This window comes from Sphingomonas sp. LT1P40 (assembly GCF_036663835.1).
GTDB lineage: Bacteria > Pseudomonadota > Alphaproteobacteria > Sphingomonadales > Sphingomonadaceae > Sphingomonas.
This window is the reverse complement of the sequence record NZ_JAXOJT010000001.1, coordinates 1,313,455-1,338,641: the sequence shown is the minus strand read 5'-3', so window position 1 is coordinate 1,338,641 and position 25,187 is coordinate 1,313,455. Positions and strand designations below refer to the sequence as shown.

Sequence of the window (25,187 nt, the reverse complement as noted above, 5' to 3'; positions counted from 1 at the left end):
AGCACCGGCATGAGCCATTATCCCGCGCTTCGCCTTCGTCGTACCCGCGCCGCCGCGTGGAGCCGGCGGTTGCATGCCGAGACGGTGTTGACGCCCGCCGACCTGATCTGGCCGTTGTTCGTCAGCGCCGGGACCGAGGAGGAGCCGATTGCGTCGCTGCCCGGCGTGTCGCGCTGGTCGGTCGACGGGATCGTCGCGCGGGCGAAGGAAGCGGTTGGGCTGGGCATCCCGTGCCTCGCGCTGTTTCCCAACACGCCGCACGATTTGCGCACCGATGACGGTGCGGAAGCGCTGAATCCCGACAATCTGATGTGCCGCGCGATCCGGGCGGTCAAAGATGCGGTGCCGGATATCGGGGTGCTGACCGATGTCGCGCTCGATCCCTATACGGCGCACGGGCATGACGGACTGGTCGACGATGCGGGTTACGTGCTGAACGATGCGACGGCCGAGGTGCTGGTTGGGCAGGCGCTCAACCAGGCGCGGGCCGGGGCGGACGTGATTGCGCCGAGCGACATGATGGACGGGCGGGTCGGGCTGATCCGCGCGGCGTTGGAGGATGAGTGGCACGTCAACGTCCAGATCATGGCTTATGCTGCCAAATATGCGTCGGCGTTTTATGGGCCGTTTCGTGACGCGGTGGGTTCGCGTGGGCTGCTGAAGGGCGACAAGAAAACCTACCAGATGGACCCGGCCAATGCCGAGGAAGCGCTGCGTGAGGTTGAGCTGGATTTGGCCGAGGGGGCGGACAGCGTGATGGTGAAGCCGGGCCTGCCCTATCTGGACATCGTGCGCCGCGTGAAGGAGCGGTTCGAGGTGCCGGTGTTCGCGTATCAGGTGAGCGGTGAGTATGCGATGATCGAGGCGGCGGCAGCGGCGGGGGCTGGCGACCGTGACGCGCTGGTGCTGGAGACGCTGATGGCGTTCAAGCGGGCCGGGTGCAGCGGCGTGCTGACCTATCATGCGGCGCATGCGGCGCGGTTGCTGGGCGCGTGATCGAGACTGAACGCTTCGTCCTTCGCCCGTGGCGTGAGACGGACAAGCGGGGTTTTCATGCGCTGGTCAACACGCCTGCGATGATGGCGCATTTCGGCGGGCCGGTCCCACAGGCGAAGCATGATGCGATTCTCGACCGGCAGATGATGCTGCAGAAACGCGACGGCCACTGCATGTGGGCGGTCGAGTGGAAGGACAGTGGCACGTTAGCCGGGGTGTGCGGACTGCGCATCGGCGGGCATCCAGACACGCCGGTACCCGACGAGCTGGAGATCGGCTGGCGTATTGGCGAGGCGTACTGGGGACAGGGCGTCGCGCGCGAGGCGGCGGAGGCGAGCATCGCATGGGGCTGGGCGAACACGGCGCGTCCGCGTATCGCGGCATGGACGGTGATCGGAAATACCCCGTCCTGGGGATTGATGGAGCGGCTGGGAATGAAACGACGGACCGATCTCGATTTCCGGCATCCCGATTACGCGCAAGATGACCCGATCGGCGCGATGATCGTCTATGCTATCGACCGCCCGGAGAATGATGCGTGACCGTTGAGACGATGGCCGAGCCGAATGACGACGTACCTTCGTGCTTGAGCCGGATCAGCGGCCCGCTGTTCGTCACTACGATCCTGCTTGGCAGTTTTCTGCTCTTCCTCGTCCAGCCGATGATTGCACGCATGGCGTTGCCGCGGCTGGGTGGTGCGCCGGCCGTATGGAACAGCGCGATGCTGATCTATCAGGCGTTGCTGCTGGGCGGCTATGCCTATGCGCACATGCTGGGCCGGGTGCCGGTGCGCAAGCAGGCGATGATCCATCTGGCGGTGCTGGCGGTCGCGGCATTGTGGCTGCCGATCGGGCTGATGGCGATGAACATGCCGGCGGATGCGGAGCCGGCGGTGTGGGTGCCTTGGCTGCTAGGGGCCTCGATCGGGCCGTTATTCTTTGCGATCTCGGCACAGGCGCCGTTGTTGCAGCGCTGGTTCGCCATCGCATCGGGCGGGCGCGATCCCTATGCGCTGTACGCCGCGTCGAATGTCGGCAGCTTTGGCGGGCTGATCGCCTATCCGTTGCTGGTCGAACCGGGGATGGCGCTGCATTCGCAAAGCTGGCTGTGGACTGGCGGCTATGTGCTGGTGTTCGTCGCGGTCGCGGCATGCGCGTTCCTGTTGCCGCGTCAGGCGACGGGCGAGCCGCATGTCCAGGCGACCAGCGCGCCGCCATCGCGCCGTCGCGTGGCGCATTGGGTGGCGCTGGCGTTCGTGCCGTCGGGCCTGATGCTGGCGACGTCGAGTTTCCTGACCACCGATATCGTCGCGGTGCCGATGCTGTGGGTGCTGCCGTTGGGCCTGTATCTGTTGAGCTTCACGATTGCGTTCGCGGCGCGGCGCGGGCTGGCCGAGATTCTGACGCGGTTCGCGCCGGTCACAATTCTGATGTTCGGCGGGCTGATGATCGCCGGGCATAACGAAAATCCGGAGCTGAACGCGCTGATGGCGCTGGGGCTGTTGTTCATGGTCGCGGTGGCGCTGCACACGCATATGTATGATCTGCGGCCGGAGCCGGACCGGCTGACGGGGTTTTACCTCGCCATGTCGGTGGGCGGGGCGCTGGGCGGGGTGTTCGCCGGGTTGATCGCGCCGATCCTGTTCGACTGGACCTATGAATATCCGATCCTGATCCTCGCCGCCGGGCTGCTGGTGCCGCAATCCTTCCTGCTGCCACCAATGGCAAAGCTGTGGAACGCGGAAGCACAGGGCGTGCGCATCCGCACCCTTATCGTCGCGCTGCTGGTCGCGGTGATCGTGTGGTTCGGGTTGTTCGGCCCGGCCGCATCGCTGGGTGAGAAGGTGTTGGGGATGCTCTACCTCGCCATCGCGCTGATCGGGCTGTTCACGATCGGCATGCGCGTGCCGTTCATGATCGTGCTGGCGGGATCGCTGTTCCTGTTCGGCGGGTATCGTTCGCTGGCGATGAGCTGGGCCGGGGATGTGCGCACCCGCAGTTATTTCGGTGTCTACACGATCACCGATTTGCTCGATCAGAAGCGGCTGGCGCACGGGACCACGTTGCACGGCGTTCAGCTGGAGGGTGACGAGACGCGATTGCGCACGCCGACGACCTATTATGTGTTCGGTTCGGGCGTGGGGCAGGCGATGATGGCGCTGGAGGGGTTTTACGGTCCCGCCGCGCGCGTCGGCGTGGTCGGGCTCGGCACCGGAACGCTGGCCTGTTACGCGAAGCCGGGCCAGTCATGGCGCTTTTACGAGATCGATCCGGCGGTGGTGAAGCTGGCAAAGGGGCCGTTTCGGTTCCTGGAGCAGTGCAATCCCAAGGCGGAGATCATCTTGGGCGATGCGCGGCTGAGGCTGGCGGAGGATGCGCCCGCCAGCCTCGACCTGCTGGTGCTCGACGCATTCTCGTCCGACGCGGTGCCGATGCATCTGATGACGCAGGAGGCATTTGCCACTTACGATCGCGTGCTAGCGAAGAACGGGTTGTTGCTCGTCCATATCTCTAACCGCTTCCTGTCGCTGGAGCCGGTGGTCGAAGCCGCCGCGAAGGCCGGCGGGTGGAGCGCGATGGGCCTGACCTATCATCCGACGATGATGGAGGAGATGGAGGAAGCGGCAACATCGGACTGGATCGCGCTGTCGCGTTCGCCCGCGACGATCGCGGCGCTGAAGGCGCGCGGGAGCGAGTGGCGGGCGCTGGAGACGACGCCGGGCTTCACGCCGTGGACCGACGACTATGCGACGATCCTGCCGATCCTGCGCAGCCTGAACAAGGATCTGCCCTAGGGTTTATCCGGCAAGCGCGTCTTCCAGCGCCTTTGCCCGTGCATCCTGCGCAGCCACCGTCGCGCCGATGTCGCTAATCGCGGTGTCGAGCGCGGGATAGGCGGGTTCGCCAGCCTGTGCGCGTGCCGACGCGGTTTCCTCAAGCGCGGTGAGAATATCGCGCGTTTCGCTGCGAATCATGTCGAGGTCGGCCAGCGCGGTCTGCGCCGCGAGCCAGCTTTCGCTGCCTTCGGGAACGCCGCGCGCGACCGCGACGCGCGCTTCGGTCTCGATCGCCGCGGTCTGAAAGCGTTTTGCAATGGCGTCGGCAGCGGCACGCTGAGTCGCCACACGCGTATCGAGCGCGGCGTCCGGGGCGGCGACCGGATCTTCCCGCACCGGTTCAGCATCGTCGCGACTCTCGATCGGGCGGGGCAACAGGGACGGATAGCCCTTATCCACATCGACGCATGCGGTGAGGAGGGTCAGGGCGGACAGGGGGATCAGGGTGCGCATCGTGCGCGGGTCTATGCCGTGAAGAAACCATGCGCAACGGGCTTGCGTTTACCGGGAACCGCTTCTATCTGCGCTCCTCCAATGTGCGCCCGTAGCTCAGCTGGATAGAGCACCAGACTACGAATCTGGGGGCCGGACGTTCGAATCGTTCCGGGCGCACCATTCAAAGCCCCGCAAGGTTATCGGCCTTGCGGGGCTTTGTTGTTCTGGCGATCCGCGCGCGGCGCTCTACACACGCGGCATGGCCGATATGCAGCCTCCTGAGTCGCCGTTTGCGATCCCGATCTTTCGTCGTGTGTGGCTGGCGAGCATGGCATCGAACTTTGGCGGGCTGATCCAGTCGGTGGGTGCGTCGTGGATGATGATCTCGCTGGGCGCGCCGCCGCAGATGATTGCACTGGTGTCGGCATCGGTGACGCTGCCGATCATGCTGCTGGCATTGTGGGCGGGCGCGGTGGCGGACAATCTGGATCGGCGCAAGGTAATGCTGGCGGCGCAGGGCTTCATGCTGCTGGTGTCGCTGACATTGTCGATCTGCGCGTGGTTCGGCGTGCTGACGCCGTGGCTGTTGCTCGGCTTTACCTTTCTGATCGGGTGCGGCGTCGCGTTCAACGGGCCGGCGTGGCAGGCGTCGGTGGGCGAGATGGTGCCGCGCGCGGCCTTGCCACAGGCGGTCGCGTACAACTCGATGGGGTTCAACATTGCGCGCAGCCTGGGTCCCGCGATCGGTGGCGTGATCGTTGCGGTGGCGGGCGCGGCGGCGGCGTTCGCGGTCAACGCGGTGAGTTATCTGGCGCTGATTGGGGTGCTGACGCGGTGGAAGCCGGACTTACCGCCGCGACTGCTCCCGCGTGAGCGGCTGGGCGTCGCGATGGTCGCGGGGGTGCGGTATGTGATGCTGTCGCCCGACATATTGGCCGTCCTGGTGCGGGCGGGGGTGTTCGGGCTGTCGGCGAGTGCGATCACCGCGTTGATGCCGCTGGTGGCGCGCGACCTGATCGGCGGCGGGCCGTTGACATTCGGCCTGTTGCTGGGCGGATTTGGAGTCGGTGCGGTCGGCGGGGCATTGGCCAGCGGGCGATTGCGGCGGCGGTGGAATACCGAGCAGCTGGTACGGGCTGCGTCTGTTGGCATCGCATTTGGCGCGACGGTGGCAGCGCTCAGTCCTTCGCTGTTGCTCACGTTGCCTGCACTGGCACTGGCCGGAGCCGGTTGGGTAATGGCGCTGTCGAGTTTCAACGTCAGCGTTCAGTTCGCGGCGCCGCGCTGGGTCGTGGCGCGGGCGCTGGCGCTGTATCAGATGACGGCGTTCGGCGGGATGGCGATAGGCAGCTGGGTGTTTGGGTGGATCACCGATCACCATGGGGTTTCGATCGCGTTGCTGGTGGCTGCGGGGGCGCAGGTATTCAGCGCGCTGATCGGGTTCTGGCTGCCGGTGCCACGGCTGGCGTCGAGCAACCTCGATCCGCGCGGTAGCTGGACCGAACCGGCGACCGAAATCCCGGTGGAAGCGCGCAGTGGGCCGATCGTGGTGACGATCGAGTATCGTATCGCGCCCGGCGACATCCCGACCTTCCTGAGCGTGATGAGCGAGCGGCGGCGGATTCGGGGGCGGGATGGCGCGCGCGGCTGGTCGCTGTTGCGCGATCTGGGCGATCCCGAATTGTGGGTCGAGCGCTATCATGTGCCGACCTGGCTGGACTATGTGCGGCATAATCAGCGGCGGACGCATGCCGACGATGCGAATAGCGAGGCGTTGCGGGCGCTGTACGGTGACAGGCCGCTGGTGGTGCATCGCATGATCGAGCGGCAAACGGGGTCGCTGCCGGGTCTGCGTCTGCCATCGGCGCGCGAAATGGCCGATCCCATGACCGATCCCACCAGATCCACCTAAGGCGCGTCGAGATTCAGCCCATGCGGGTCTGCAAAGCGCGATTTTCTGCGCTCCAGTGCTCACGTGCCATAAGCACGCTGCGCTCCGGTGCTCGAAAATCACCCTTTTCGACTCCACCTGAACTGAATTCGACACGCCTTAACGTCTGATTTCGACCGTGGTTAGGACCGCCCCTGCCGGGCATTTAGTGGCGGTGCGGAGACGCATTCATCCCCTGAAACTTCCGGCGTCCGGTCCAACCCCTGTGACCGGACGCCGCTTTTCGTTTTAGAACGCGTAAGGCACTGCCGCGCGGACATCCGGGTCGATGCGGATTTCGCTGGCTGCTGGCGGAAAGGCGCGCTGGTCGCAGTCGGTGCGGGGGCAGATACGGCAGCTGGTGCCGATCGGGGTGGCGATGCCGCCGGTGCGCAGGCCATCGGCATAGATGAACTCGGCGGCGTGTTCTTCGTCGCAGCCTAAGGCTACGGCATAACGGCGCGGCGGGCGGGCGTAGCTGGCGGAGGGTTTCACCAGTCCCTTGGCCATCGAGACGTAGCGTGCGCCATCGGGGGTTTCGGCAAGCTGGACGAGGATGCGGTCGGGGATCGCAACCGCCTCATGCACCACCCACAGCGGGCACGCGCCGCCGAAGCGGGCGAAGGCGAGGCGGGTCGCCGAGTGACGTTTGGTGATGTTGCCGGCCATATCGACGCGACAGAAGAAGAACGGGACGCCTTGCGCACCGGGGCGTTGCAGGGTGGAGAGGCGGTGGCAGGTCTGCTCGAAGCTGGTGCCGAAACGCTGGCGCAGGCGGTCGATGTCGTGGCGGACTTCGCGCGCGGCGTCGCGGAAGCGGGCATAGGGCATCAACAATGCGCCCGCCGCGTAATTGGCGAGGCCGAGCGAGAGGAGTTCGCGGGCGGCGGGGGAGGACAGGCCGCTGGTCTCGCTGACGACCCGCATCTCATTGGCGAACTCGTGGCGAGCGAGGGCGTGGGCGAGCAGGAAGGCGCGGCTTTCGGGGGGCAACACGCCGCTGATCGTGAGGCGGCGATTGTCGGCGTCGAAGCGGGAAAGGCGGGTGTCGTCGTCGCGGGCATCGTCAATGCGGATGCCGTGCCAGCCGCGCAGCCGATCCTCGATCCCGCGCGGACCGTCGAACCCGTCCGCCAGCGATTCCGCCGCGCGGTCGATCGCATCGATGTAATTGCCCTCCGCCTGGTACCAGTCGCGGACCTCCTCCCACGGCAGTGCGCCGCCGCTGCCTGCGCCGCTTTCGACCTTGTCGTCGAGAACGCTGAGCTGTGCCTGACTGCGTCGCCATGCGTCGTGCAGCGCCACCATGCGGCGAGTGAGGGCGGGGTGTTTCTCCAGGCCGCGCTGGACGGCGGTTTCGGGAAGCGGATCGCCCGCGATGCTGCTGTCCGTCCCCGCGTCGATCGCACGGACGAGGTCGGAGACGCTATGGTCCTCGCCGACATCGCCCCATAGCTGCGGAAATTCGCGGGTGAGGGCTATCAGCACGGGCGGGGTGAGCGGGCGTTCTTCATTCTCGATCTGCGACAGATAGCTGACGGATACACCGAGCCGTTGCGCCATTGCAGCCTGTGGCAGGCCGGCCTGTTTGCGCAGGTCGCGGACTTTTGCTCCGGCGAAGAGGCGGCGGCGGGTGGTTTCCATCGCGGCATCATATCTGCAAATGTGCACGACGCAACTTCGCAACATTGCATTTGCTTGTTGGCGCGTGTCCTGTGAAGGCGACCGGCCAAGGAGAGGTGCATGTCTTCGACGATCGAGGAACTGGAACGGCGGCGGGCGGCGGCGCGGATTGGCGGCGGGCAGAAGCGCATCGACGCGCAGCACGCCAAGGGCAAGCTGACCGCGCGCGAGCGGCTTGACGTGTTGCTCGACGAAGGATCGTTCGAGGAACTCGACATGTATGTCGAGCATAATTGCGTCGATTTCGGAATGCCCGAGCAGACCGTGCCGGGCGACGGCGTCGTCACCGGATCAGGCACGATCAACGGGCGGCTGGTTTTTGTGTTCAGCCAGGACTTTACCGTGTTTGGCGGGTCACTGTCCGAACGCCATGCGCAGAAAATCTGCAAGATCATGGACATGGCGCTGAAGGTCGGCGCGCCGGTCATCGGCCTGAACGACAGCGGCGGCGCGCGGATTCAGGAGGGCGTCGCGTCGCTGGGCGGCTATGCCGAGGTCTTCCAGCGCAACGTGCTGGCGTCCGGCGTGGTGCCGCAGATCAGCCTGATCATGGGACCATGCGCGGGCGGTGCCGTGTATAGTCCCGCCATGACCGACTTCATCTTCATGGTGAAGGATTCGTCATATATGTTCGTCACCGGCCCGGATGTAGTGAAGACCGTTACCAACGAGATCGTCACGCAGGAGGAACTGGGCGGCGCGGTGACGCATACCACGAAGTCGGGGGTCGCGGATGTGGCGTTCGATAACGATATCGAGGCGCTGCTCGCGGCCCGCGACTTCGTGGATTTCCTGCCCGCATCGAACCGGGAGACGCCGCCGGAGCGGGCGAGCGACGACCCGTGGGACCGGCTTGAGGACAGTCTGGATACGCTGATCCCGCCGAACGCCAATCAGCCGTACGACATGCACGAGCTGATCCGGAAGACGGTGGACGAGGGCGATTTCTTCGAGGTTCAGCCGACGCATGCGGGCAATATCCTGATCGGCTTTGGGCGGGTCGAGGGTCGGACGGTGGGTATCGTCGCGAACCAGCCGATGGTGCTGGCCGGGTGCCTGGACATCAATTCATCGAAGAAGGCCGCGCGGTTCGTGCGCTTTTGCGATGCGTTTGAAATCCCGATCGTGACGTTCGTGGATGTGCCGGGGTTTTTGCCAGGCGTCGGGCAGGAGCATTCGGGCATCATCAAGCATGGCGCGAAATTGCTGTTCGCCTATGCCGAGGCGACGGTGCCGAAGATCACGGTGATTACGCGCAAGGCCTATGGCGGGGCGTATGACGTGATGGCGTCGAAGCATCTGCGCGGCGATCTGAACTATGCGTGGCCGACCGCGGAGATCGCGGTGATGGGCGCGAAAGGTGCGGTCGAGATCATCTTTCGCGGGCGCACGCCGGAAGAGATTGCGGAAAAGACGGCGGAATATGAGGCGCGCTTTGCCAACCCGTTCGTCGCGGCGAGCAAGGGGTTCGTGGACGAGGTGATCATGCCGCATTCGACGCGGCGGCGGATCGCGCTGGGACTACGCAAGCTGCGGGGGAAGCAGCTGGAGAATCCGTGGAAGAAGCATGACAATATTCCGCTTTAGGCCGTGATGTTCATTGCTTTCGTAATCCTGGCTGGAGTGACGTTCCTTTTTGGAGTGCGCGCAGTACGGGCATTTCGGGGCGGGCAGGCAATATTGACCGGTTCCATGAAAGCGGATCGTTTGAAGGATCCAGTCGGGCATGGAATAATCCGGTGGAGCTTGGTTTGGCTGACGTTGTTATCGGCCGTGACGCCGATGATGATTGTCCTCCGGTATTTGGGATTGATGCAATGAAACTCGGTCGCCTAAACCATATCGGCGTCGCGACGCCCTCGATCGAAGCGTCGATCGTCTATTGGCGCGACGTGATGGGGGCGGAGACGGTGCATATGCCGTTCGACCTGCCCGCACAGGGGGTGAAAGTGTGCTTCGTCGATACCCCGAACACGCAAATCGAACTGATCGAGCCGTTGGGCGATGACTCACCGATCCATGGGTTTCTGGCGAAGAACCCGGCGGGCGGGCAGCATCATGTCTGCTACGAAGTGCCGGATATCCACGAGGCGAAGGCGTGGTTCGAGGGCAAGGGCGCGCGCGTGCTGGGTGAGCCGCGGGTCGGGGCGCATGGGACGCTGATCTTCTTCGTCCATCCGCGCGACATGGGCGGGGTTCTGACCGAGATTATGGAAACCCCCCGCTGTGGGAGATGAGCATTGAGCGACGACACGGTCCTCTATTCGCTTGAGAATGGCGTTGCGACGCTTCGGCTCAATCGGCCCGATCGGTTGAATGCCGTGACGCTGGACATGCTCGACCTGATCCGGGCGTCGTTGCTGCGGGCGGTGAATGAGGGTGCGCGGGCGGTGCTGCTGACGGGTGAGGGGCGCGGGTTTTGTTCGGGTGCGGAACTGGCCGGGCGAGCGTCCGGCGATGGCAGCACGAGCATCGATCCCGCCGATAACCTAGAATATCATTATAACCCGCTGGCGGAGACGCTGTCGAAACTGCCGATCCCTGTGGTGACGGCGATCAACGGTCCCGCCGCGGGCGCAGGCGTTGGCATCGCGCTGGGCGGCGACATCGTGGTGATGGCGAAGTCGGCCTATCTGTTGCTGGCGTTCAGCAATATCGGGCTGGTGCCCGATTGCGGCGCGACCTGGCTGGTCGCCAAGTCGGCGGGGCGGGCCAAGGCGCTGGAGATGGCGTTGTTGGGCGAGAAGATGTCGGCCGACAATGCGCTGGACGCGGGGCTGGTCGCGCGCGTGGTCGAGGACGACGCGTTGCTGGAGACGGCACAGGCGCTGGCGGCGAAGCTGGCCGCGAAGCCGACGATTGCGCTGGGGCTGATCCGAGCGCAGATCAAGGCGGCGCTGACGTCCACTTTGTCCGAAACGCTGAGCGTTGAGGCTGCACACCAGCGGATTGCCGGGCGCAGCGAGGATTTCCGCGAGGGCGTGATGGCGTTTCTCGGCAAGCGTGCGCCGGAGTTCAAGGGCAAGTGACCGAGCCGACCGTCAACGACTGGAAAGCCCTTGCCGACAAGGAAGTGAAGGGCCGCGACCTGACCTGGCAGACGCCGGAAGGGATTGCGGTCAAGCCGCTTTACACCGCCGAGGATGTGACAACAGACCCGGGATTGCCCGGGTTCGCGCCGTTCACGCGCGGCGTGCGGGCGTCGATGTATGCCGGGCGGCCATGGACGGTGCGGCAATATGCGGGGTTTTCGACCGCCGAGGAGTCCAACGCATTCTATCGCCGCAATCTGGCGGCGGGGCAGAAGGGGTTGTCGGTCGCGTTCGATCTGGCGACGCACCGGGGCTATGACAGCGATCATCTGCGCGTGACGGGCGATGTCGGCAAGGCGGGTGTGGCGATCGACAGTGTCGAAGACATGAAGATCCTGTTCGACGGGATTCCGCTCGACCAGATGTCGGTCTCCATGACGATGAACGGCGCGGTGATCCCGATTTTGGCGTTCTTCATCGTCGCGGGTGAGGAGCAGGGGGTCGATCGCAAGTTGCTCGACGGAACCATTCAGAACGACATTCTGAAGGAGTTCATGGTCCGCAATACCTACATCTATCCGCCCGAACCGTCGATGCGGATCATCTCCGACATCTTTGGCTATACGTCGCGCGAAATGCCGAAGTTCAACAGCATTTCGATCTCCGGCTATCATATGCAGGAGGCCGGGGCGACGCAGGTTCAGGAGCTGGCCTTCACCATCGCCGACGGCATGGAGTATGTAAAATACGGTGTGAATTCAGGGCTTGATATCGACAAGTTCGCAGGGCGTCTTAGCTTCTTCTTTGCGATTGGCATGAACTTTTTCATGGAGATCGCCAAGCTGCGAGCGGCGCGTGTGTTGTGGCATCGGGTGATGACGCGGCTGGGGGCGCAGGATGAGCGGTCGAAGATGTTGCGGACGCATTGCCAGACGTCCGGGGTCTCGCTGACGGAGCAGGATCCGTACAACAATGTGATGCGCACGACGATCGAGGCGATGGCGGCGATGCTGGGCGGGACGCAGAGCTTGCATACCAATGCCCTCGACGAAGCCATTGCATTGCCTACGGATTTTTCTGCCCGCATTGCGCGAAATACGCAGATCGTAATCCAGGAAGAAACGGGGATGACCAAGGTCGTCGATCCGCTGGGTGGTTCATACTACGTGGAAGCATTGACCGCTGAACTGGTTGATAAAGCATGGGAAATCATCGAGCGGGTCGAGGCTGACGGGGGCATGGCCAAGGCGGTCGCGGCGGGCTGGCCGAAGTCGATGATCGAGGAAGCGGCGGCAGCGCAGGCGGCGCGGGTGGATCGCGGCGAGCAGGTGATCGTCGGGGTCAATAAATACCGCAAGGACAGCGAGGATTCGATCGACATTCTGGATGTCGATAACGTCGCGGTGCGGGAAGCCCAGATTCGGCGAATTGAACAAGTTAAGTCCGATCGCGACGATGTCGCCTGTCGCGCGTCGCTGGATGCGCTGCGCGAAGGTGCAAGAGGCGACGGCAACCTGCTGGCACTCGCGGTCGAATGTGCGCGGCATCGCGCGACGCTGGGCGAGATCAGCCTGGCGATGGAGGATGTGTTCGGGCGGCATGGGACGGTGCCGACGCCGGTGAAGGGCATCTATGGCGGTGCCTATGACGATGATGCGCGATGGGCGCGGTTGAAGGACGGGGTTGCCTCGACCGAACGTCGGCTGGGCCGCAAACCGCGCATGCTGGTCGCCAAGATGGGGCAGGACGGGCATGATCGCGGGGCCAATCTGGTATCGTCGGCATTTGGCGACCTTGGCTTTCAGATCGTGGCCGGCCCGTTGTTTCAAACGCCACAGGAAGTTGCCGAGCTGGCCGTGGCCGAAGATGTCGATATCGTCGGGGCATCCAGTCTGGCGGCCGGCCACAAGACGCTGATCCCGCAACTGATCGGGCATCTGCGCGATGCGGGACGCGCGGACATCAAGGTGATTGCGGGTGGCGTGATCCCCGCGCAGGATTATCAGATACTGCGTGACGCCGGGGTGCAGGCGATCTTTGGTCCCGGCACCAATCTGGTGAAGGCGGCCGGGGAAGTGCTGACGCTGTTGGGTCACAACATGCCGCCGGAAGAGGAAGCCGCAGAGTGAACGAAGAGGGCGCTGTTGCCGGTCCTGAGTCGGGGTTCGACAAGGACATGCTGCTCTACGATTATTCGAAGCACTTGCTGTCGCTCGCCCTGCTTGGTTTGGGCGGTATCCTGTCGATCGCGCAGTCGCCGCAGGGGCAGAAAATCCCGGTTAACATCGTGGCACTGCTGATCGTCCTGCTGGCGTTGTCCGGCCTGTGTGCACTCAGCTGTACCGCTTCCATCTTGCGCGCCCGTCAGCGGGATCAGCAGGTGCCGCGTACCGCATGGCTGTGCAGCCAGGGTGCCATGCTGTTCCTTGGCATGGGGGTTGGCGGGTTTCTCACAAACTGGATCGGGGTTTTGAAGTGACGCTAAGGACTGACTGGACCCGCGAGGAAATCGCCGCGCTGTTCGACCTGCCGTTCACCGAATTGCTGTTTCAGGCGGCGACGGTGCATCGCGCGAACCATGCAGCGAACGAGGTTCAGCTTTCGACGTTGCTGAGCATCAAGACCGGCGGGTGTCCGGAGGATTGCGGCTATTGCAACCAATCGGTCAGCGCCGAGACCGGGCTGAAGGCGACCAAGCTGATGGACGTGCGCGCGGTGTTGCAGGCGGCGGCGCAGGCGAAAGACAATGGATCGTCACGCTTCTGCATGGGCGCGGCGTGGCGCAACCCCAAGGACCGCGATATGCCCGCGATCGTGCAGATGGTGCAGGGCGTGCGCGGGATGGGCATGGAAACTTGCATGACATTGGGCATGCTGACGGAGAAACAGGCGGCGGTGCTCGCCGATGCGGGCCTTGATTACTACAACCACAATATCGACACCGCGCCGGAGAAATATGGCGAGGTCATCACGACGCGGACGTTCGAGGACCGGCTCGATACGCTGGAGCATGTCCGCGATGCCGGGATCAACGTGTGTTGCGGCGGGATCGTCGGCATGGGTGAGACGCGGGCGGATCGCGTGGGGTTCATCCATGCGCTTAGCACCCTGCCGCGGCATCCGGAGAGCGTGCCGGTGAACGCACTGGTGCCGGTCAAGGGAACGGTGCTGGGCGATATGCTGGCCGACACGCCGCTGGCGAAGATCGATGCCATCGAGTTCGTGCGGACGGTGGCGGTGGCGCGGATCACGATGCCGGAGAGCATGGTGCGGCTGAGCGCCGGGCGCGAGAGCATGAGCGATGAGACGCAGGCGTTGTGCTTCATGGCGGGGGCGAACTCGATCTTCACCGGGGACAAGCTGCTGACCACGGGCAATGCGGGGGATGATCGGGATGCGGCTTTGTTTGCGCGGTTGGGGATTGTGCCGATGCAGGCCGAGGTGAAGGCTGAGCTGGAGGCGGCGGAGTGAGGCGCGCGAAACTCTTTGGAAAATTATCAGCAGCTTTGGGACTGTTTGCTGCGCCAGCCCTTGCCAGCGAGAAGGTAAATTGGCCTGATCTTCCAACATCAGGTTTCATCGCTGACAGGCCTGCGACCGTTGATGATGCCAAGCAGGGGAACGCCGTTTTCTCGATGAACGGGAAAAGCAGCGGCACTGTGCCAATCACCATACCTCAGTATGTTTGGTGGTCCGATGAGGAGGGGAAGAGGCACCCCATGATCCTTATTCAAGCTGAACTAGCGCCCGATGGCACGAAGATCGTTGGACTTCGTAATCTCGCTGGAGAGGATACGGTGGCCACTTTGCCTGAACTCGAACTCCTTGGGACGAAGAAGCCAAACTGATGTTCAAGAAAATCCTGGTCGCCAATCGTGGCGAGATTGCGTGTCGCGTGTTTCGGACGGCCAAGCGAATGGGGATCGCGACGGTCGCGGTCTATTCCGACGCCGATGCGCGCGCGCCGCATGTTTTGATGGCGGACGAGTCGGTGCGGCTAGGGCCGGCGCCTGCGGCCGAGAGCTATTTGAAGGCGGAGCTGATCTTGGCCGCTGCCAAGGCAGTTGGCGCGGATGCGATTCATCCGGGTTACGGGTTTCTGTCGGAGCGGGAGAGCTTTGCGAAGGCGTGTGCGGAGGCGGGGATCGCGTTTGTCGGGCCGCCGACCAATGCGATTGCGGCGATGGGCGACAAGATCGAGTCGAAGAAGCTGGCCAAGGCGGCGGGGGTCAATGTCGTGCCGGGGTTCGTCGGGGTGATTGACGATACCGAGCATGCCGTGCGGATTTCGGCCGAGATCGGCTATCCGGTGATGATGAAGGCGTCGGCGGGCGGTGGCGGCAAGGGGATGCGGCTGGCGTTCGACGAGAAGGACGTGCGCGAAGGGTTCGAGGCGACGAAGCGCGAGGGGCTGGCGTCGTTCGGCGACGATCGCGTGTTCATCGAGAAGTTCATTGAGTCGCCCCGGCACATCGAAATCCAGATCATCGGCGATCAACATGGCAACATCGTCTATCTGGGCGAGCGCGAATGTTCGATCCAGCGGCGGCACCAGAAGGTGGTCGAGGAAGCGCCATCGCCCTTCGTGACGCCGGAAATGCGTCGGAAAATGGGCGAGCAGGCGGTCGCGCTGTCGCGGGCGGTGGGTTATTATTCGGCGGGGACGGTCGAGCTGATCGTGTCCGGCGCGGACAAGACCGGGGACGGGTTCTACTTCCTGGAAATGAATACGCGGCTTCAGGTCGAGCATCCGGTGACCGAGGCGATTACCGGCGTCGATCTGGTCGAGCAGATGATCCGGGTGGCGGCGGGCGAGGCGCTGCCGTTTACGCAGGATGACGTGACGCTGACCGGCTGGGCGATCGAGAACCGGGTTTATGCCGAGGATCCGTATCGCGGGTTCCTGCCGAGCACGGGGCGGTTGGTGCGCTATCGCACGCCGGATGCACAGGGCACGCCTTATGGCGCGGTTGGCGGTGCGGGCTATGTCCGTGTCGATGACGGGGTGAAGGAGGGCGGCGAGGTCAGCATGTTCTATGACCCGATGATCGCCAAGCTGATCACCTGGGCACCGACGCGCGACGAAGCGGCGGACCTTCAGGTCGCGGCGCTGGATGCGTTCGAGATCAACGGGCTGGGCCATAATATCGATTTCCTCTCCGCGCTGATGCAGCATCAGCGGTTTCGGGACGGTGCGCTGACGACCGGGTTCATTGCCGAGGAATATCCCGACGGGTTCGAGGGTGCGCCGGCCGATGCGCCGCTTCAACGGCAATTGGCGGCGGTGGCGGCGACGCTGAGCTGGCGTCAGGCGGAGCGGGCATCGCTGATTTCCGGGCAGCTGGGGGCGTTGCCGCCGACGCCGTGCGACTGGACGGTAAAGGTCGGCGGCATCGAGCATGAAGTGACGCTGGGCAATGACGGCGCGCTGATCGACGGCGAGATCGTCGAGGGTGATGTCGAATGGTCGCCCGGTGATCGGCTGGCGGTGGCCACATCGGGCGACGACACGCTGGCGGTACGGGTCGCGCGGACGCGGGGTGGCTGGACGCTGACGACGCGCGGTGCCTCGCACAAGGTTGCGGTCTATCGTCCGCGCATTGCAGAGCTGGCCCGGCACATGATCGAGAAGGTGCCGCCGGACATGAGCCGGTTCCTGCTTGCGCCGATGCCGGGCCTGTTGGCGCGGGTGGAAGTTGCGGCGGGTGACCGGGTGGAGGCGGGGCAGCCGCTGGCGGTGGTCGAGGCGATGAAGATGGAGAATATATTGCGCGCCGAAAAGGCGGGCGTGGTGAAGGCGGTGAATTTCAGCGCGGGCGAGAGCCTGGCGGTGGATGCCGCGATTCTGGAGTTTGAACAGGCATGATGCGCAAGGCGATGTGGATGGCGGTTGCCGCGAGTGGCGCAATGGTGGGAATGGCGGTCATGGCACAACAGGCACCCGAGCGGTCGCAGGATGCGGCGTGGTATAACCGGCAGGAGCTGGCGATCGCGCAGTTGAAGGCGGCGGATGGCTGGCGCGGGTTGCCGGGCAATATACGCTGGCGGCGCATTGCGGGCGACGGGTCGGGCAAGCACCCGACGGTCGAGGACACGGTGTCGCTGCATTATGCCGGGACGTTGATCGACGGCACGCCGTTCGACAGCTCCTATGACCGCGGCGAACCGGCAACGTTCCCGCTGGGTCGGCTGATCAAGGGGTGGCAGGTCGCCGTACCGGAGATGGGTGTGGGCGACACGATCGAAGTCGCGATCCCGGCGATGCAGGCTTATGGCCCCGAGGGTAAAGGCCCGATCCCCGGCGGCGCGACGTTGCTGTTCAAGATCGAGTTGCTTGGTATCAAATGAGTTCAGGCGGTCGGCGGTGCTGCCGGCAATATGACGGTGATGCGCAGGCCGCCGATCGGGGAGTTGCTCGCCTCGATCCGGCCGTGATGCCCCTCGACAATCGCGCGCGCCGTGGCGAGGCTGAGCCCTGAGCCGCCTGCGGTTTCTGTGGCGTTGGCGCGGTAAAAGGGCTCGAACAGCTGTTGCGCCAGATCGATATCCACGCCGGGGGCGTTGTCGTCGATGATCAGGCGCCATGCGTCGCGCTGGGCTTCGAGGCCGAGGACGATGCGTCCGCCGGGCGGCACGTAGCGCAGGCTGTTTTCGATCAGCGCGCCGAAAAGCTGTTCGATCCGCTCGCCGTCCCACTTCACCAGGATGGTGTAGGGGGGCAGGTTGCTGGCTTCGATGGTGATGCCGGCTGTCTTGGCGCGCGCACTGTGGCTCCACAGCGCGTTGTGGATCAGCGCGCGTGGATCGACATCGGCGAAACGCACGGGGAGGCGGCCGAGATCGGCGAGCGCGACGGCGTGGAGGTCGTCGGCCATTTGCGACAGGCGAAGCTGATCGGCCTCCAGCGCGACGCGGATTTCGGGTTCTTCGGCCAGGCGTTCGTGGAGTGACGCGAGCCGCTGACCGAGCGCCTGCACGGGCTCGCGCAGTTCCTCGGCGATCATCACCAGCCAGGTGCGGCGGGCGGTCTCGATGCGGTCGAAACGGCTGGCGATGCGGCGCAGATTGCGGCCGGTGGCAACGGTTTCGCGCGGGCCGGTCTCGTCGAACTCGACGTCGCTGGCACCCTCCATCACCTCCTGACTGATGCGCAGCAACTCGCGTTGCGGGCGCGACCAGCGGCTGGCCATCCAGTAGGCGGCGAGCAGGAGAAGGAGGAATATGCCGAGCATCACCGCCCCAATGGCGATGTAGTGATTGCGAAGCATGGCGCGGTCGATGTCGGTGCGGCGCGGACGGTCAATGATGTGAGCGGTGGCGACCTTGCGGCCGTTCGCGACGATCGGCTTTTCGAGCGTGAAGGCGGTGGTGGCGGGACCGGCGGCGACGCGCCCGTCGGGGCCTATAATGGTGATGCGTCCGCCGAGGATCGTCGGATCGCGCTTGTCCAGTTCGGCGACGATGCGGTCGAACGGTTTGCCGTTCTCCGTTGCCTCACCGGCCAGCGCGACGAAGCTTGAAAGGTGTTCGGCATCGCGGTTGGCGATCAGCCATTGGCTGGTGTGCTCGACATTCCACAGGAACAGCCCGCCGGGGACCGCCACCACGAGCAGTGCCTGTGCCGCCAGCGCGGTGAACATTCCCCGAAACAACCGCACTTCGATTTCCCCCGCGCTCGCCTTCCCCCGAAGGACTGTTCGTGTTGTTACTCCAACCCGGCGTCGAGCGAATCGAGAATCCGCGCGCCCGCCATGAACACTGCGACCGGACAGGCCGCGAACAGGATCCAGCCGCTGACGCCCGGATATTGTTCCAAGTAATGCATGCCGCGATCCACCGCGCCCATCCCCAGCGCGTAAATCACCATGAACGCCTCGAACCGAGTCTTGATCGTGAAGAGGCGTGCGATGCGTGACATCATGGCAGCCGTTACGCAAGAGACAGGCCAATCCCGGAAAGCCGTGGTTTCGCCTTAAGAGGTTTGGTTACCTGTCAATTAACTCGACAGTGCCGAGCCCCATGAGCAGCGCGGTGCGGGCGGCTTCTATCTGGGCAATGAGCGCCGGGTCGCCGATCTGGTCCTGGGCGATGGTTTCGGGCCAGTGGGTGGCGATAATTTGGGCAATCTGGTCGAGCTTCGCGTCATCCACCAGAAAGCGCGGGTCGATGGTGGCGGGGTCGGCGACGACGCGCAGGCGCAGGCAGGCGGGGCCGCCGCCATTGGCCATCGACTGGCGGACATCGACGACTTCGAGATGCCGGATCGGGCCGTTGCCGGCAACGTGGGCCTGTAGCCAGCGCCAGACGCTGGGCGTGTCGCGGGCTTCGGTGGGGAGGATCAGCGCGGTCTCGGCGGAGGGGAGCGTGACCAGCTGTGCGTTGAAGAGGTAGGAGGAGATGGCGTCGGCGAGGCTGACCTGTGCGGCGGGGACTTCGACGATTTCGACTTCGGGCATGATGCGGCGGAGGTCGGCGTAGAAGCGGTCCTTGTATGCAAAAGCCAGTTCGTGCGCGAACAGGACATTGCCGTTGGCGACGGCGACGACGTCGTTGTGGAAGGCACCGGCGGCGATGGCTTGTTCGGACTGCTGGACGAACAGCGTGCGGGCGGGATCGAGGCCGTGGCGGCGGGCGACGGCTTCGCTGGCTTCACGGTGCTGGCGTGCGGGGAAGGGGCCGCCGGAGACGCCATAGACGAAGATCTCGACGCCGGGCGCATCGTGGCTGGCAGCAAGGCGCATGTGGTTCGCGGCACCCTCGTCGCCGAACGGGGCGGGGATCGGGCCGTGGACGCGAAAGGCGTCATCGGCGAAGGCGAGGCGGAGTTGCGCCAGCGTTTCGGGCCATTCGTGGCTGCGGTGTGGCATGGTGACGAGGTTGGCGACGGTCAGGTGGCAGCGGCCATCGGCGGTGTCGGGGGCGGGCGAGACGGTGGCGGCGTTGGCGGCCCACATGGCGGAGGCGGACATCGCCTGCCCTTGAAGATGCGGGGCGGCGTCGGCGTAGGTGGTGGCGAGGGTTTCCAGCCAGCGATGATCGGGGCGGGCGTGGGGGAGGAGGATGCCCTGCGTCAGGCCGAGCGCGAGGTTTGCGCGCATCTTGGCGATGCCCTGAAGCGCGGCGGCGCGGGGTTGCGACACGGCGCCGCTGTTGCGCGCGGCGGCGAGGTTGCCGGGGCTGAGGCCGGCGTAATTGTGGCTGGGCCCGATGATGCCGTCGAAGTTGATTTCAACGCGGGGCATGGCGGATTTCCTGCCCTGCTTCGATGCCGAGCGCAGTGGCGGCCTTGGCATCGATCGCCACGCCGCTATTGGTGGGGCCGATGCGGGCGTGACAAGCGCGGAAATCGTTGAGGGTGCCGCAAGCGGCAATGGCGGGGGCACCGCCTTCAGCGACGACTGTGACCTTCTCGGTCTTTGAATCGCGGACGGTGACGACCTGATCGGTGCGCGCGGTCATCGTGGGTCCGCCGTCGAAGATGTCGACATATTTCTCGTAGGCGAACCCCTCATTCTCGAGCATCCGCATCGCAGCGCGGCCGGAGGGGTGGGGGAGGCCAATGACGCTGCGCGAATGGTCGGTGAGCATCGCGGTGTAGATCGGGTGTTTGGGCATCAGATCGGCGATGAACTGGTTACCGTGGATGGCATTGAATTCATCCGCTTCCTGAAAGCTCATGCCGAAGAAACGGCCCGCCACGCCGTCCCAGAAGGGCGACCCGGCGGCTTCGTCGATCACGCCGCGCAGTTCGGCCAGCACGCGATCGGCAAAGCGGGCGCGGTGCATGGCGATGAACAGATAACGGCTGCGGGCGAGCAGCATGCCGAGGCCACCGGCGCGTTCGCCGGGGTGGAGGAACAGGCCGCCGACTTCGCTGCATCCTTCGAGATCGTTGACCAGGCTGAGGATTTCGGCGCGGAAAGTGCGGTTTAGTGCTTCGCTATGCTTGGTCTCGGTGCCGAGGCGATAGCTGTAAAAAGGCCAGCGCTGGCCGACCTGGGTGAAGATCTGGCAGGTGCCGCGCACATCGCCGGTTTCGAGATTTTCGAGGACGAGGACGAAGAGTTCGTCCTTCACGACGTCTTCGGTGCGCGCGAAGGCGGTGGCGCTGCGTTCGATCTTGGCCTTCAGCGCGGGCTTTTCGGGCGGCAGGTTGGTGAAGCCACCGCCGGTGAGCTTGGCCATCTCATAAAGCGGTTGAAGGTCGTCCTCACGGGCGGGGCGGATGATGAAGGTCATGGGTGGCCCCGTTCGATGATGCGCAGGATGGTGAGGGCGGACAGCGCGGCGCGTTCGGGCAGGCTTTCCGGGATCATGAATTCGTCGGCGCTGTGGATCGCGCCGCCGCGCACGCCCATCGTGTCGACGACGGGGACGCCGCACGCGGCGATGTTGTTGCCGTCGCAGACGCCACCGGTTGCTTTCCAGGCGACGGGGATGTCGAGGTCGGCACCGGCTTGCTTGACCAAGTGGAACAGGCGTTCGGCCCCGGGGTCGAGCGGTTTGGGCGGGCGGTTGAAGCCGCCGTGGACGTGGATGTGGACGTCGTGAAGCGCGGCGATTTCGACAGCTGCAGTATCCACGGCGGCGGCAGCGCGGACAATCGCTTCAGGCGATTGCGGGCGGAAATTGACGCGCAGGATGGCGAGGTTGGGGACAACATTGTTGGGACCGCCACCCTCGATCCGCGCCGGGTTCACGGCGAGGTCGGCGCCCTTTGCGGCGTTCAGGCGCAGGGCCAGATCGGCGGCGGCGACGATGGCGTTGCGGCCATCCTCCGGATTGCGCCCGGCATGGGCGGCACGACCCCGCACGGTTATCGAGAAATTGCCGGTGCCGCCGCGTGCCCCGGCCAGCGTCCCGTCGGGAAGGGCGGGTTCGTAGGTGAGGGCGGCGACCTTGCCCTGCGCGGCGCGGGCGATGAGTGCGGCGGAGGCGAAGGAGCCGGTTTCCTCGTCGGAGTTGATGACGACTTCATAGCCGAAGCGGGCGGCGGCGGGGCTGGCTTCGACGGCTTTCAGCGCGGCGAGCATGACGGCGATGCCGCCCTTCATGTCTGCGGCTCCAGGGGCGTTGAGGCGGCCATCGGGGAGCCAGGTCGCGGTCTGGAAGGCGTGATCGGCGGGAAAGACCGTGTCCATATGGCCGGTGAAGAGCATCTGGACCGGTGCGTCGGGGCGCACGCGCAGATGGAGGTGCTGGCCATGCGCGATGGGCTGGACGTTGCCGCCGGTGTCCACGGCATCGACCGGGGCAGGGTCGATCAGGTCGAGGTCGCCGGGAAGGGCAGCGAAAGCGTCGGAGAGCAGCCCCGCCATTGTGGTTAGACCGGACAAGTTGCGCGTGCCGCTGTTAACCGCGACCCATGCTTCGACTTGCCCCAGCATGGGCGCCGAACGGGCATGTTCGACAGCAGCGGTTTCGATTGCGGTGAGCCCCATAAGCGGGGTGTATCGGCTTGTAAGGGGCGGGTGAACCCCCGGCGGCAAGAAAGTATCGATCGATACCGGTTGCGCGACAGACGAAGCGCTTTGAGAGGGCGGCTGCCCTCACCCTTCCGGCGCTACGCGCCTCCCTCCTCTACTAAGGGGGACAGGGAGTTAGAAATCGATCAGCAGCGAGGCGCGGCTGGTGGTGTCGGTGGTCGTGCGGCCGACGGGGGGCATGCTTTCGTAATTCACCGCATAGGACATCTGCGTCGAGATTGGGCCGAACAGGCGCACGCGCAGCGCGGTCATGCCGGTGATCGTGCTGTTCGCATCCTGCATATAGGCGGAGGCGTCCTGGCTGAAGGTAACGCCCTTGCTAAGTTTCCAGTCCAGATCAAGCTTGCCGCGCGCGGCGAGCTGGCTTTCGATGCTGTCGTCGGTAAAGGCGGTGTGGCGGAAGGCGGGGCCGAGTTCGAGATCGATCTTCAGGCTGGGTGTCTTGACGGCGGTGTAGCCGGCACCGGCGGAAAGCGAATAGCGCTCATCGAAGCCGAGGAAGCGGTCGCTCTCGAACTGCGCCGCGCCATAAACATAGGCACGGTCGTCGACCTTGAAATTGGGTTCGTAGGCGGCGAGGTAGCGTTCGCGGACGGTCTGCCCCAGGCTTTCCTGATAATCGGCCTGAAGCTTCAACTTGTGCCGCCAGCGCAGCGCCTCTCGCCGCATGTCGAGCACGCCGGTCAAACCGACGGTTTCGGAATTGCCGGTGGTGACATAGCCGCCCAGTTCGGCGCGGCCCTTAACCAGATCGAGGAATGCAGCCTCACGCAAACGGCGCTCGGCCGCCTCGCGGCGTTCGGTTTTCCAGCTGTTCGCCAGCTTCTCGAACTCGGCGGCGCGCGCCTTGTCCGCCGCCTTGGCATATTTGACGATCGCGTTGACCGCGCTCTCGTCGCCCGCCTTCATCGCGGCGTCGAGCATCGCCTGAACCGGGGTGGAGTTCTCCACCGACGCTGGCTGGTCCTGCAATCCCGTGTTGGCGAGAAGCAGGGGGGCGAGCAGCAGGGGGGCGAGGAAGAGGGGCATCCGGCGCATATCGTCCTGTTAATGCCGCAATGCGGCGAAATCTAGTTCGCGCCGGACCGTTCGCCACGCAAGCCGAGCGGTTCGGCGAAGATTTCGAGGAGGCGGGCATAGAGGTCGCGCTTGAACGGCACGATAACGTCCGGAAGATCGGCGGGGTCGAGCCAGCGCCATGCGCGGAATTCCGGTTCGGCGGTGGCGATGTCGATCGCGTCATCGGTGGCGGTCAGGCGGAACAGGAACCAGCGTTGCCGCTGGCCTCGCCATTTGCCCTTCCACACCTTGCCGACCAGATCGTCGGGCAGATCATATTCGAGTTCCTCGTCGGGCGCGGCGAGCAGTTCGACATCGGCGCGTCCGACGCCGGTTTCCTCCCAGAGCTCCCGGTACGCGGCTTCAAGCGGGTCTTCGCCGGGATCGATCCCGCCTTGCGGCATCTGCCATGCCTCAAGCGTCGAATCGAGGCGCTGGCCGACGAAGATCTGGCCCTCACCGTTGAGCAGCATAATGCCCGCGCACGGGCGATAGGGGAGGTGGCTGAACTGGCTCATGCCGCAGCTTGCGCCATGACGCGGGTGGCTTCGGCCTCGACGATCAGGTCCTTGAACACGGCGAGCATGCCGGCGACGTCGCCCTGTGACGAAGGGATAGCACGACGCATGGTGACGAAGCCGTGGACGGTGCCGACCGCCTCCCGAAAGATGACCGGCACGCCAGCAGCGATAAGCGCGCCGGCATAGGCGCGGCCCTGATCGCGAATCGGGTCAAGGCTGGCGGTTACGATCACGGCGGGGGGCAGCCCTTCGAGCGTGTCGTTAAGCATGGGTGAGGTGCGACGATGCGCGGTATCGGCTGCGTAGCATTCGGCGAACCAGTCCATACCCTTTGCGGTCAGGATATAGCCTTCGCCGAACGCATCTAACGACGGATGTTGCGTGCCGAGATCGGCGGCGGGGTAGATCAGCAATTGCGCGACGACCGGCACGGCGGCGGGATTGTCGCGCAGGTCGACAGCTGCGACGGCGGCGATCTGACCCCCCGCGCTGTCGCCTGCCAGTGCGATCGAGGTGGCGACCCGGCCGAGTTCGGACGGGTTCGACGCGACCCAGCGCGCGACGGCCTCACAATCGTCGGACGCGGCGGGCCACGGGTGTTCGGGGGCGAGGCGGTAATCGACCGAAACGACGGGCAGGTCGAGCGCGCGGCTCATTTCGGCGGTGAATGACGCGTGCGTGTCGATATTGCCGATGACGAAGCCGCCGCCATGGAAGAACACGACCACCGGACCCGGCTCGCGCGATTGGCGCGTGTCGAACAGGCGGGCGGGGATGGGGCCGGAGGGGCCGGGGATTTCAAAGTCGCGGACTGCGCCGAGCTCGCCCAGCGGCAGGTCGAGCATGTCCCTCATCGCGCCATATTGCGCGCGATAGGCGGCGAGCTGGGGCGGCCATTCGGGTTGCGGCATGGCGGCGATCATATCGAGCAGCGCACGCACGTCGGGGCGGACATAGGGGGCGGCAGGATTGGCCAAGGCGATCGTCTCCTGAATGTTTCCACCGTCTTAGGCGAGCGATTGCGCACCCGTCCACCGTCCGACGTGGGCAAGAACCTCAGCTTCGCGGTAATGAAAGAAGTTTTTCGGTGTGCCGCACGCAATTCCGATGCTAGGGGCGCGATCATGTTCCGAAAACGGCCCATTATCATCGCCCGGACCGTGACCCGCCGCTAAAGGCCGGTCGCGTGGCACGGGCACATGCCGCGAA

23 protein-coding genes and 1 tRNA gene are annotated in these 25,187 nt (G+C 64.9%); 14 read left to right on the top strand and 10 right to left on the bottom strand.

Annotation, left to right across the window (positions count from 1 at the left end):
• The first annotated feature begins 9 nt into the window (after positions 1–9).
• Genes hemB through U1702_RS06475 form a run of 3 tightly spaced genes read left to right on the top strand, consistent with a single transcriptional unit; the run spans position 10 to position 3,790 of the window.
• Entirely contained in the window at positions 10–996 is a 987-nt protein-coding gene (gene hemB / locus U1702_RS06485) for a porphobilinogen synthase (protein ID WP_332723102.1), read from the top strand.
• Entirely contained in the window at positions 993–1,538 is a 546-nt protein-coding gene (locus U1702_RS06480; RefSeq protein WP_332723100.1) for a GNAT family N-acetyltransferase, read from the top strand. The genes hemB and U1702_RS06480 overlap by 4 nt, the downstream gene beginning before the upstream one ends.
• 11 nt (positions 1,539–1,549) lie before the next feature.
• Positions 1,550–3,790 (top strand): fused MFS/spermidine synthase, encoded by a 2,241-nt coding sequence (locus U1702_RS06475; RefSeq protein WP_332724608.1) that lies wholly within the window; start codon positions 1,550–1,552, stop codon positions 3,788–3,790.
• 3 nt (positions 3,791–3,793) lie between these two features.
• Here U1702_RS06475 and U1702_RS06470 read toward each other — a convergent pair whose 3' ends face one another.
• Positions 3,794–4,285 (bottom strand): hypothetical protein, encoded by a 492-nt coding sequence (locus tag U1702_RS06470; RefSeq protein WP_332723097.1) that lies wholly within the window; start codon positions 4,283–4,285, stop codon positions 3,794–3,796.
• An 85-nt stretch (positions 4,286–4,370) separates the two neighbouring features.
• Here U1702_RS06470 and U1702_RS06465 point away from each other — a divergent pair.
• Positions 4,371–4,447 (top strand) — tRNA-Arg (locus tag U1702_RS06465).
• Positions 4,448–4,595: 148 nt separating this feature from the next.
• Positions 4,596–6,179: an MFS transporter gene (locus U1702_RS06460; protein WP_332723095.1), complete on the top strand. Its 1,584-nt coding sequence runs from the start codon at positions 4,596–4,598 to the stop codon at positions 6,177–6,179.
• A 267-nt stretch (positions 6,180–6,446) separates the two neighbouring features.
• Here the strand turns inward: U1702_RS06460 and U1702_RS06455 are convergent, their stop codons facing one another.
• Positions 6,447–7,841 (bottom strand): helix-turn-helix domain-containing protein, encoded by a 1,395-nt coding sequence (locus U1702_RS06455; protein WP_332723093.1) that lies wholly within the window; start codon positions 7,839–7,841, stop codon positions 6,447–6,449.
• Positions 7,842–7,940: 99 nt separating this feature from the next.
• Between U1702_RS06455 and U1702_RS06450 the strand changes: the two genes are divergently transcribed.
• From U1702_RS06450 to U1702_RS06410, 9 genes are all read left to right on the top strand, one after another.
• On the top strand, positions 7,941–9,467 hold the full coding sequence (locus U1702_RS06450) for an acyl-CoA carboxylase subunit beta (RefSeq protein ID WP_332723092.1): 1,527 nt from the start codon (positions 7,941–7,943) through the stop codon (positions 9,465–9,467).
• A gap of 230 nt (positions 9,468–9,697) precedes the next feature.
• On the top strand, positions 9,698–10,117 hold the full coding sequence (gene mce, locus U1702_RS06445) for a methylmalonyl-CoA epimerase (RefSeq protein ID WP_332723090.1): 420 nt from the start codon (positions 9,698–9,700) through the stop codon (positions 10,115–10,117).
• A gap of 3 nt (positions 10,118–10,120) precedes the next feature.
• Positions 10,121–10,909: an enoyl-CoA hydratase-related protein gene (locus tag U1702_RS06440; RefSeq protein ID WP_332723088.1), complete on the top strand. Its 789-nt coding sequence runs from the start codon at positions 10,121–10,123 to the stop codon at positions 10,907–10,909.
• A complete protein-coding gene (scpA, locus tag U1702_RS06435; RefSeq protein ID WP_332723086.1) occupies positions 10,906–13,041 on the top strand; it encodes a methylmalonyl-CoA mutase in 2,136 nt (711 codons plus the stop codon). Before U1702_RS06440 ends, scpA begins: the two co-directional genes overlap by 4 nt.
• Positions 13,038–13,391 (top strand): hypothetical protein, encoded by a 354-nt coding sequence (locus U1702_RS06430; protein ID WP_332723084.1) that lies wholly within the window; start codon positions 13,038–13,040, stop codon positions 13,389–13,391. Before scpA ends, U1702_RS06430 begins: the two co-directional genes overlap by 4 nt.
• Positions 13,388–14,383, top strand: coding sequence for a biotin synthase BioB (bioB, locus tag U1702_RS06425; protein WP_332723082.1), 996 nt, complete (start codon positions 13,388–13,390; stop codon positions 14,381–14,383). Before U1702_RS06430 ends, bioB begins: the two co-directional genes overlap by 4 nt.
• Positions 14,380–14,760, top strand: a complete 381-nt coding sequence (locus U1702_RS06420; RefSeq protein WP_332723080.1) for a hypothetical protein — start codon at positions 14,380–14,382, stop codon at positions 14,758–14,760. The genes bioB and U1702_RS06420 overlap by 4 nt, the downstream gene beginning before the upstream one ends.
• Positions 14,760–16,778, top strand: coding sequence for an ATP-binding protein (locus U1702_RS06415; protein ID WP_332723078.1), 2,019 nt, complete (start codon positions 14,760–14,762; stop codon positions 16,776–16,778). Before U1702_RS06420 ends, U1702_RS06415 begins: the two co-directional genes overlap by 1 nt.
• Positions 16,775–17,260, top strand: coding sequence for an FKBP-type peptidyl-prolyl cis-trans isomerase (locus U1702_RS06410; RefSeq protein WP_332723076.1), 486 nt, complete (start codon positions 16,775–16,777; stop codon positions 17,258–17,260). Before U1702_RS06415 ends, U1702_RS06410 begins: the two co-directional genes overlap by 4 nt.
• Positions 17,261–17,262: 2 nt before the next feature.
• On the opposite strand, the gene U1702_RS06405 is transcribed toward U1702_RS06410, so the two are convergent.
• From U1702_RS06405 to U1702_RS06370, 8 genes are all read right to left on the bottom strand, one after another.
• Complete coding sequence (locus tag U1702_RS06405) at positions 17,263–18,570, bottom strand: ATP-binding protein (protein ID WP_332723075.1); 1,308 nt, start codon at positions 18,568–18,570, stop codon at positions 17,263–17,265.
• Positions 18,571–18,617: 47 nt separating this feature from the next.
• Positions 18,618–18,833, bottom strand: coding sequence for a beta/alpha barrel domain-containing protein (locus U1702_RS06400; RefSeq protein ID WP_332723073.1), 216 nt, complete (start codon positions 18,831–18,833; stop codon positions 18,618–18,620).
• 64 nt (positions 18,834–18,897) lie between these two features.
• Positions 18,898–20,154, bottom strand: coding sequence for an N-succinylarginine dihydrolase (locus tag U1702_RS06395; RefSeq protein WP_332723072.1), 1,257 nt, complete (start codon positions 20,152–20,154; stop codon positions 18,898–18,900).
• Complete coding sequence (locus U1702_RS06390; protein ID WP_332723070.1) at positions 20,141–21,151, bottom strand: arginine N-succinyltransferase; 1,011 nt, start codon at positions 21,149–21,151, stop codon at positions 20,141–20,143. Before U1702_RS06390 ends, U1702_RS06395 begins: the two co-directional genes overlap by 14 nt.
• Complete coding sequence (locus U1702_RS06385; protein WP_332723068.1) at positions 21,148–22,353, bottom strand: hydrolase; 1,206 nt, start codon at positions 22,351–22,353, stop codon at positions 21,148–21,150. Before U1702_RS06385 ends, U1702_RS06390 begins: the two co-directional genes overlap by 4 nt.
• A gap of 159 nt (positions 22,354–22,512) precedes the next feature.
• Positions 22,513–23,436 carry a DUF481 domain-containing protein gene (locus U1702_RS06380; RefSeq protein ID WP_332723066.1) on the bottom strand — a complete coding sequence of 308 codons (924 nt, stop codon included), beginning with the start codon at positions 23,434–23,436 and terminating at the stop codon, positions 22,513–22,515.
• A gap of 32 nt (positions 23,437–23,468) precedes the next feature.
• Positions 23,469–23,975: an RNA pyrophosphohydrolase gene (locus tag U1702_RS06375; protein WP_332723064.1), complete on the bottom strand. Its 507-nt coding sequence runs from the start codon at positions 23,973–23,975 to the stop codon at positions 23,469–23,471.
• Positions 23,972–24,901: an alpha/beta hydrolase gene (locus U1702_RS06370; protein WP_443026830.1), complete on the bottom strand. Its 930-nt coding sequence runs from the start codon at positions 24,899–24,901 to the stop codon at positions 23,972–23,974. Before U1702_RS06370 ends, U1702_RS06375 begins: the two co-directional genes overlap by 4 nt.
• Between the last annotated feature and the right edge of the window lie 286 nt (positions 24,902–25,187).

Coding starts and splice junctions, on each gene's coding strand:
- hemB (WP_332723102.1), top strand. CDS start 10: ATGAGCCATTATCCCGCGCTTCGCCTTCGTCGTACCCGCGCCGCCGCG.
- U1702_RS06380 (WP_332723066.1), bottom strand. CDS start 23,436: ATGCGCCGGATGCCCCTCTTCCTCGCCCCCCTGCTGCTCGCCCCCCTG.
- U1702_RS06385 (WP_332723068.1), bottom strand. CDS start 22,353: ATGGGGCTCACCGCAATCGAAACCGCTGCTGTCGAACATGCCCGTTCG.
- U1702_RS06390 (WP_332723070.1), bottom strand. CDS start 21,151: ATGACCTTCATCATCCGCCCCGCCCGTGAGGACGACCTTCAACCGCTT.
- U1702_RS06410 (WP_332723076.1), top strand. CDS start 16,775: ATGATGCGCAAGGCGATGTGGATGGCGGTTGCCGCGAGTGGCGCAATG.
- U1702_RS06395 (WP_332723072.1), bottom strand. CDS start 20,154: ATGCCCCGCGTTGAAATCAACTTCGACGGCATCATCGGGCCCAGCCAC.
- U1702_RS06415 (WP_332723078.1), top strand. CDS start 14,760: ATGTTCAAGAAAATCCTGGTCGCCAATCGTGGCGAGATTGCGTGTCGC.
- U1702_RS06450 (WP_332723092.1), top strand. CDS start 7,941: ATGTCTTCGACGATCGAGGAACTGGAACGGCGGCGGGCGGCGGCGCGG.
- mce (WP_332723090.1), top strand. CDS start 9,698: ATGAAACTCGGTCGCCTAAACCATATCGGCGTCGCGACGCCCTCGATC.
- U1702_RS06375 (WP_332723064.1), bottom strand. CDS start 23,975: ATGAGCCAGTTCAGCCACCTCCCCTATCGCCCGTGCGCGGGCATTATG.
- U1702_RS06455 (WP_332723093.1), bottom strand. CDS start 7,841: ATGGAAACCACCCGCCGCCGCCTCTTCGCCGGAGCAAAAGTCCGCGAC.
- U1702_RS06370 (WP_443026830.1), bottom strand. CDS start 24,901: ATGATCGCCGCCATGCCGCAACCCGAATGGCCGCCCCAGCTCGCCGCC.
- U1702_RS06470 (WP_332723097.1), bottom strand. CDS start 4,285: ATGCGCACCCTGATCCCCCTGTCCGCCCTGACCCTCCTCACCGCATGC.
- U1702_RS06460 (WP_332723095.1), top strand. CDS start 4,596: ATGGCATCGAACTTTGGCGGGCTGATCCAGTCGGTGGGTGCGTCGTGG.
- U1702_RS06400 (WP_332723073.1), bottom strand. CDS start 18,833: ATGATGTCACGCATCGCACGCCTCTTCACGATCAAGACTCGGTTCGAG.
- U1702_RS06475 (WP_332724608.1), top strand. CDS start 1,550: ATGGCCGAGCCGAATGACGACGTACCTTCGTGCTTGAGCCGGATCAGC.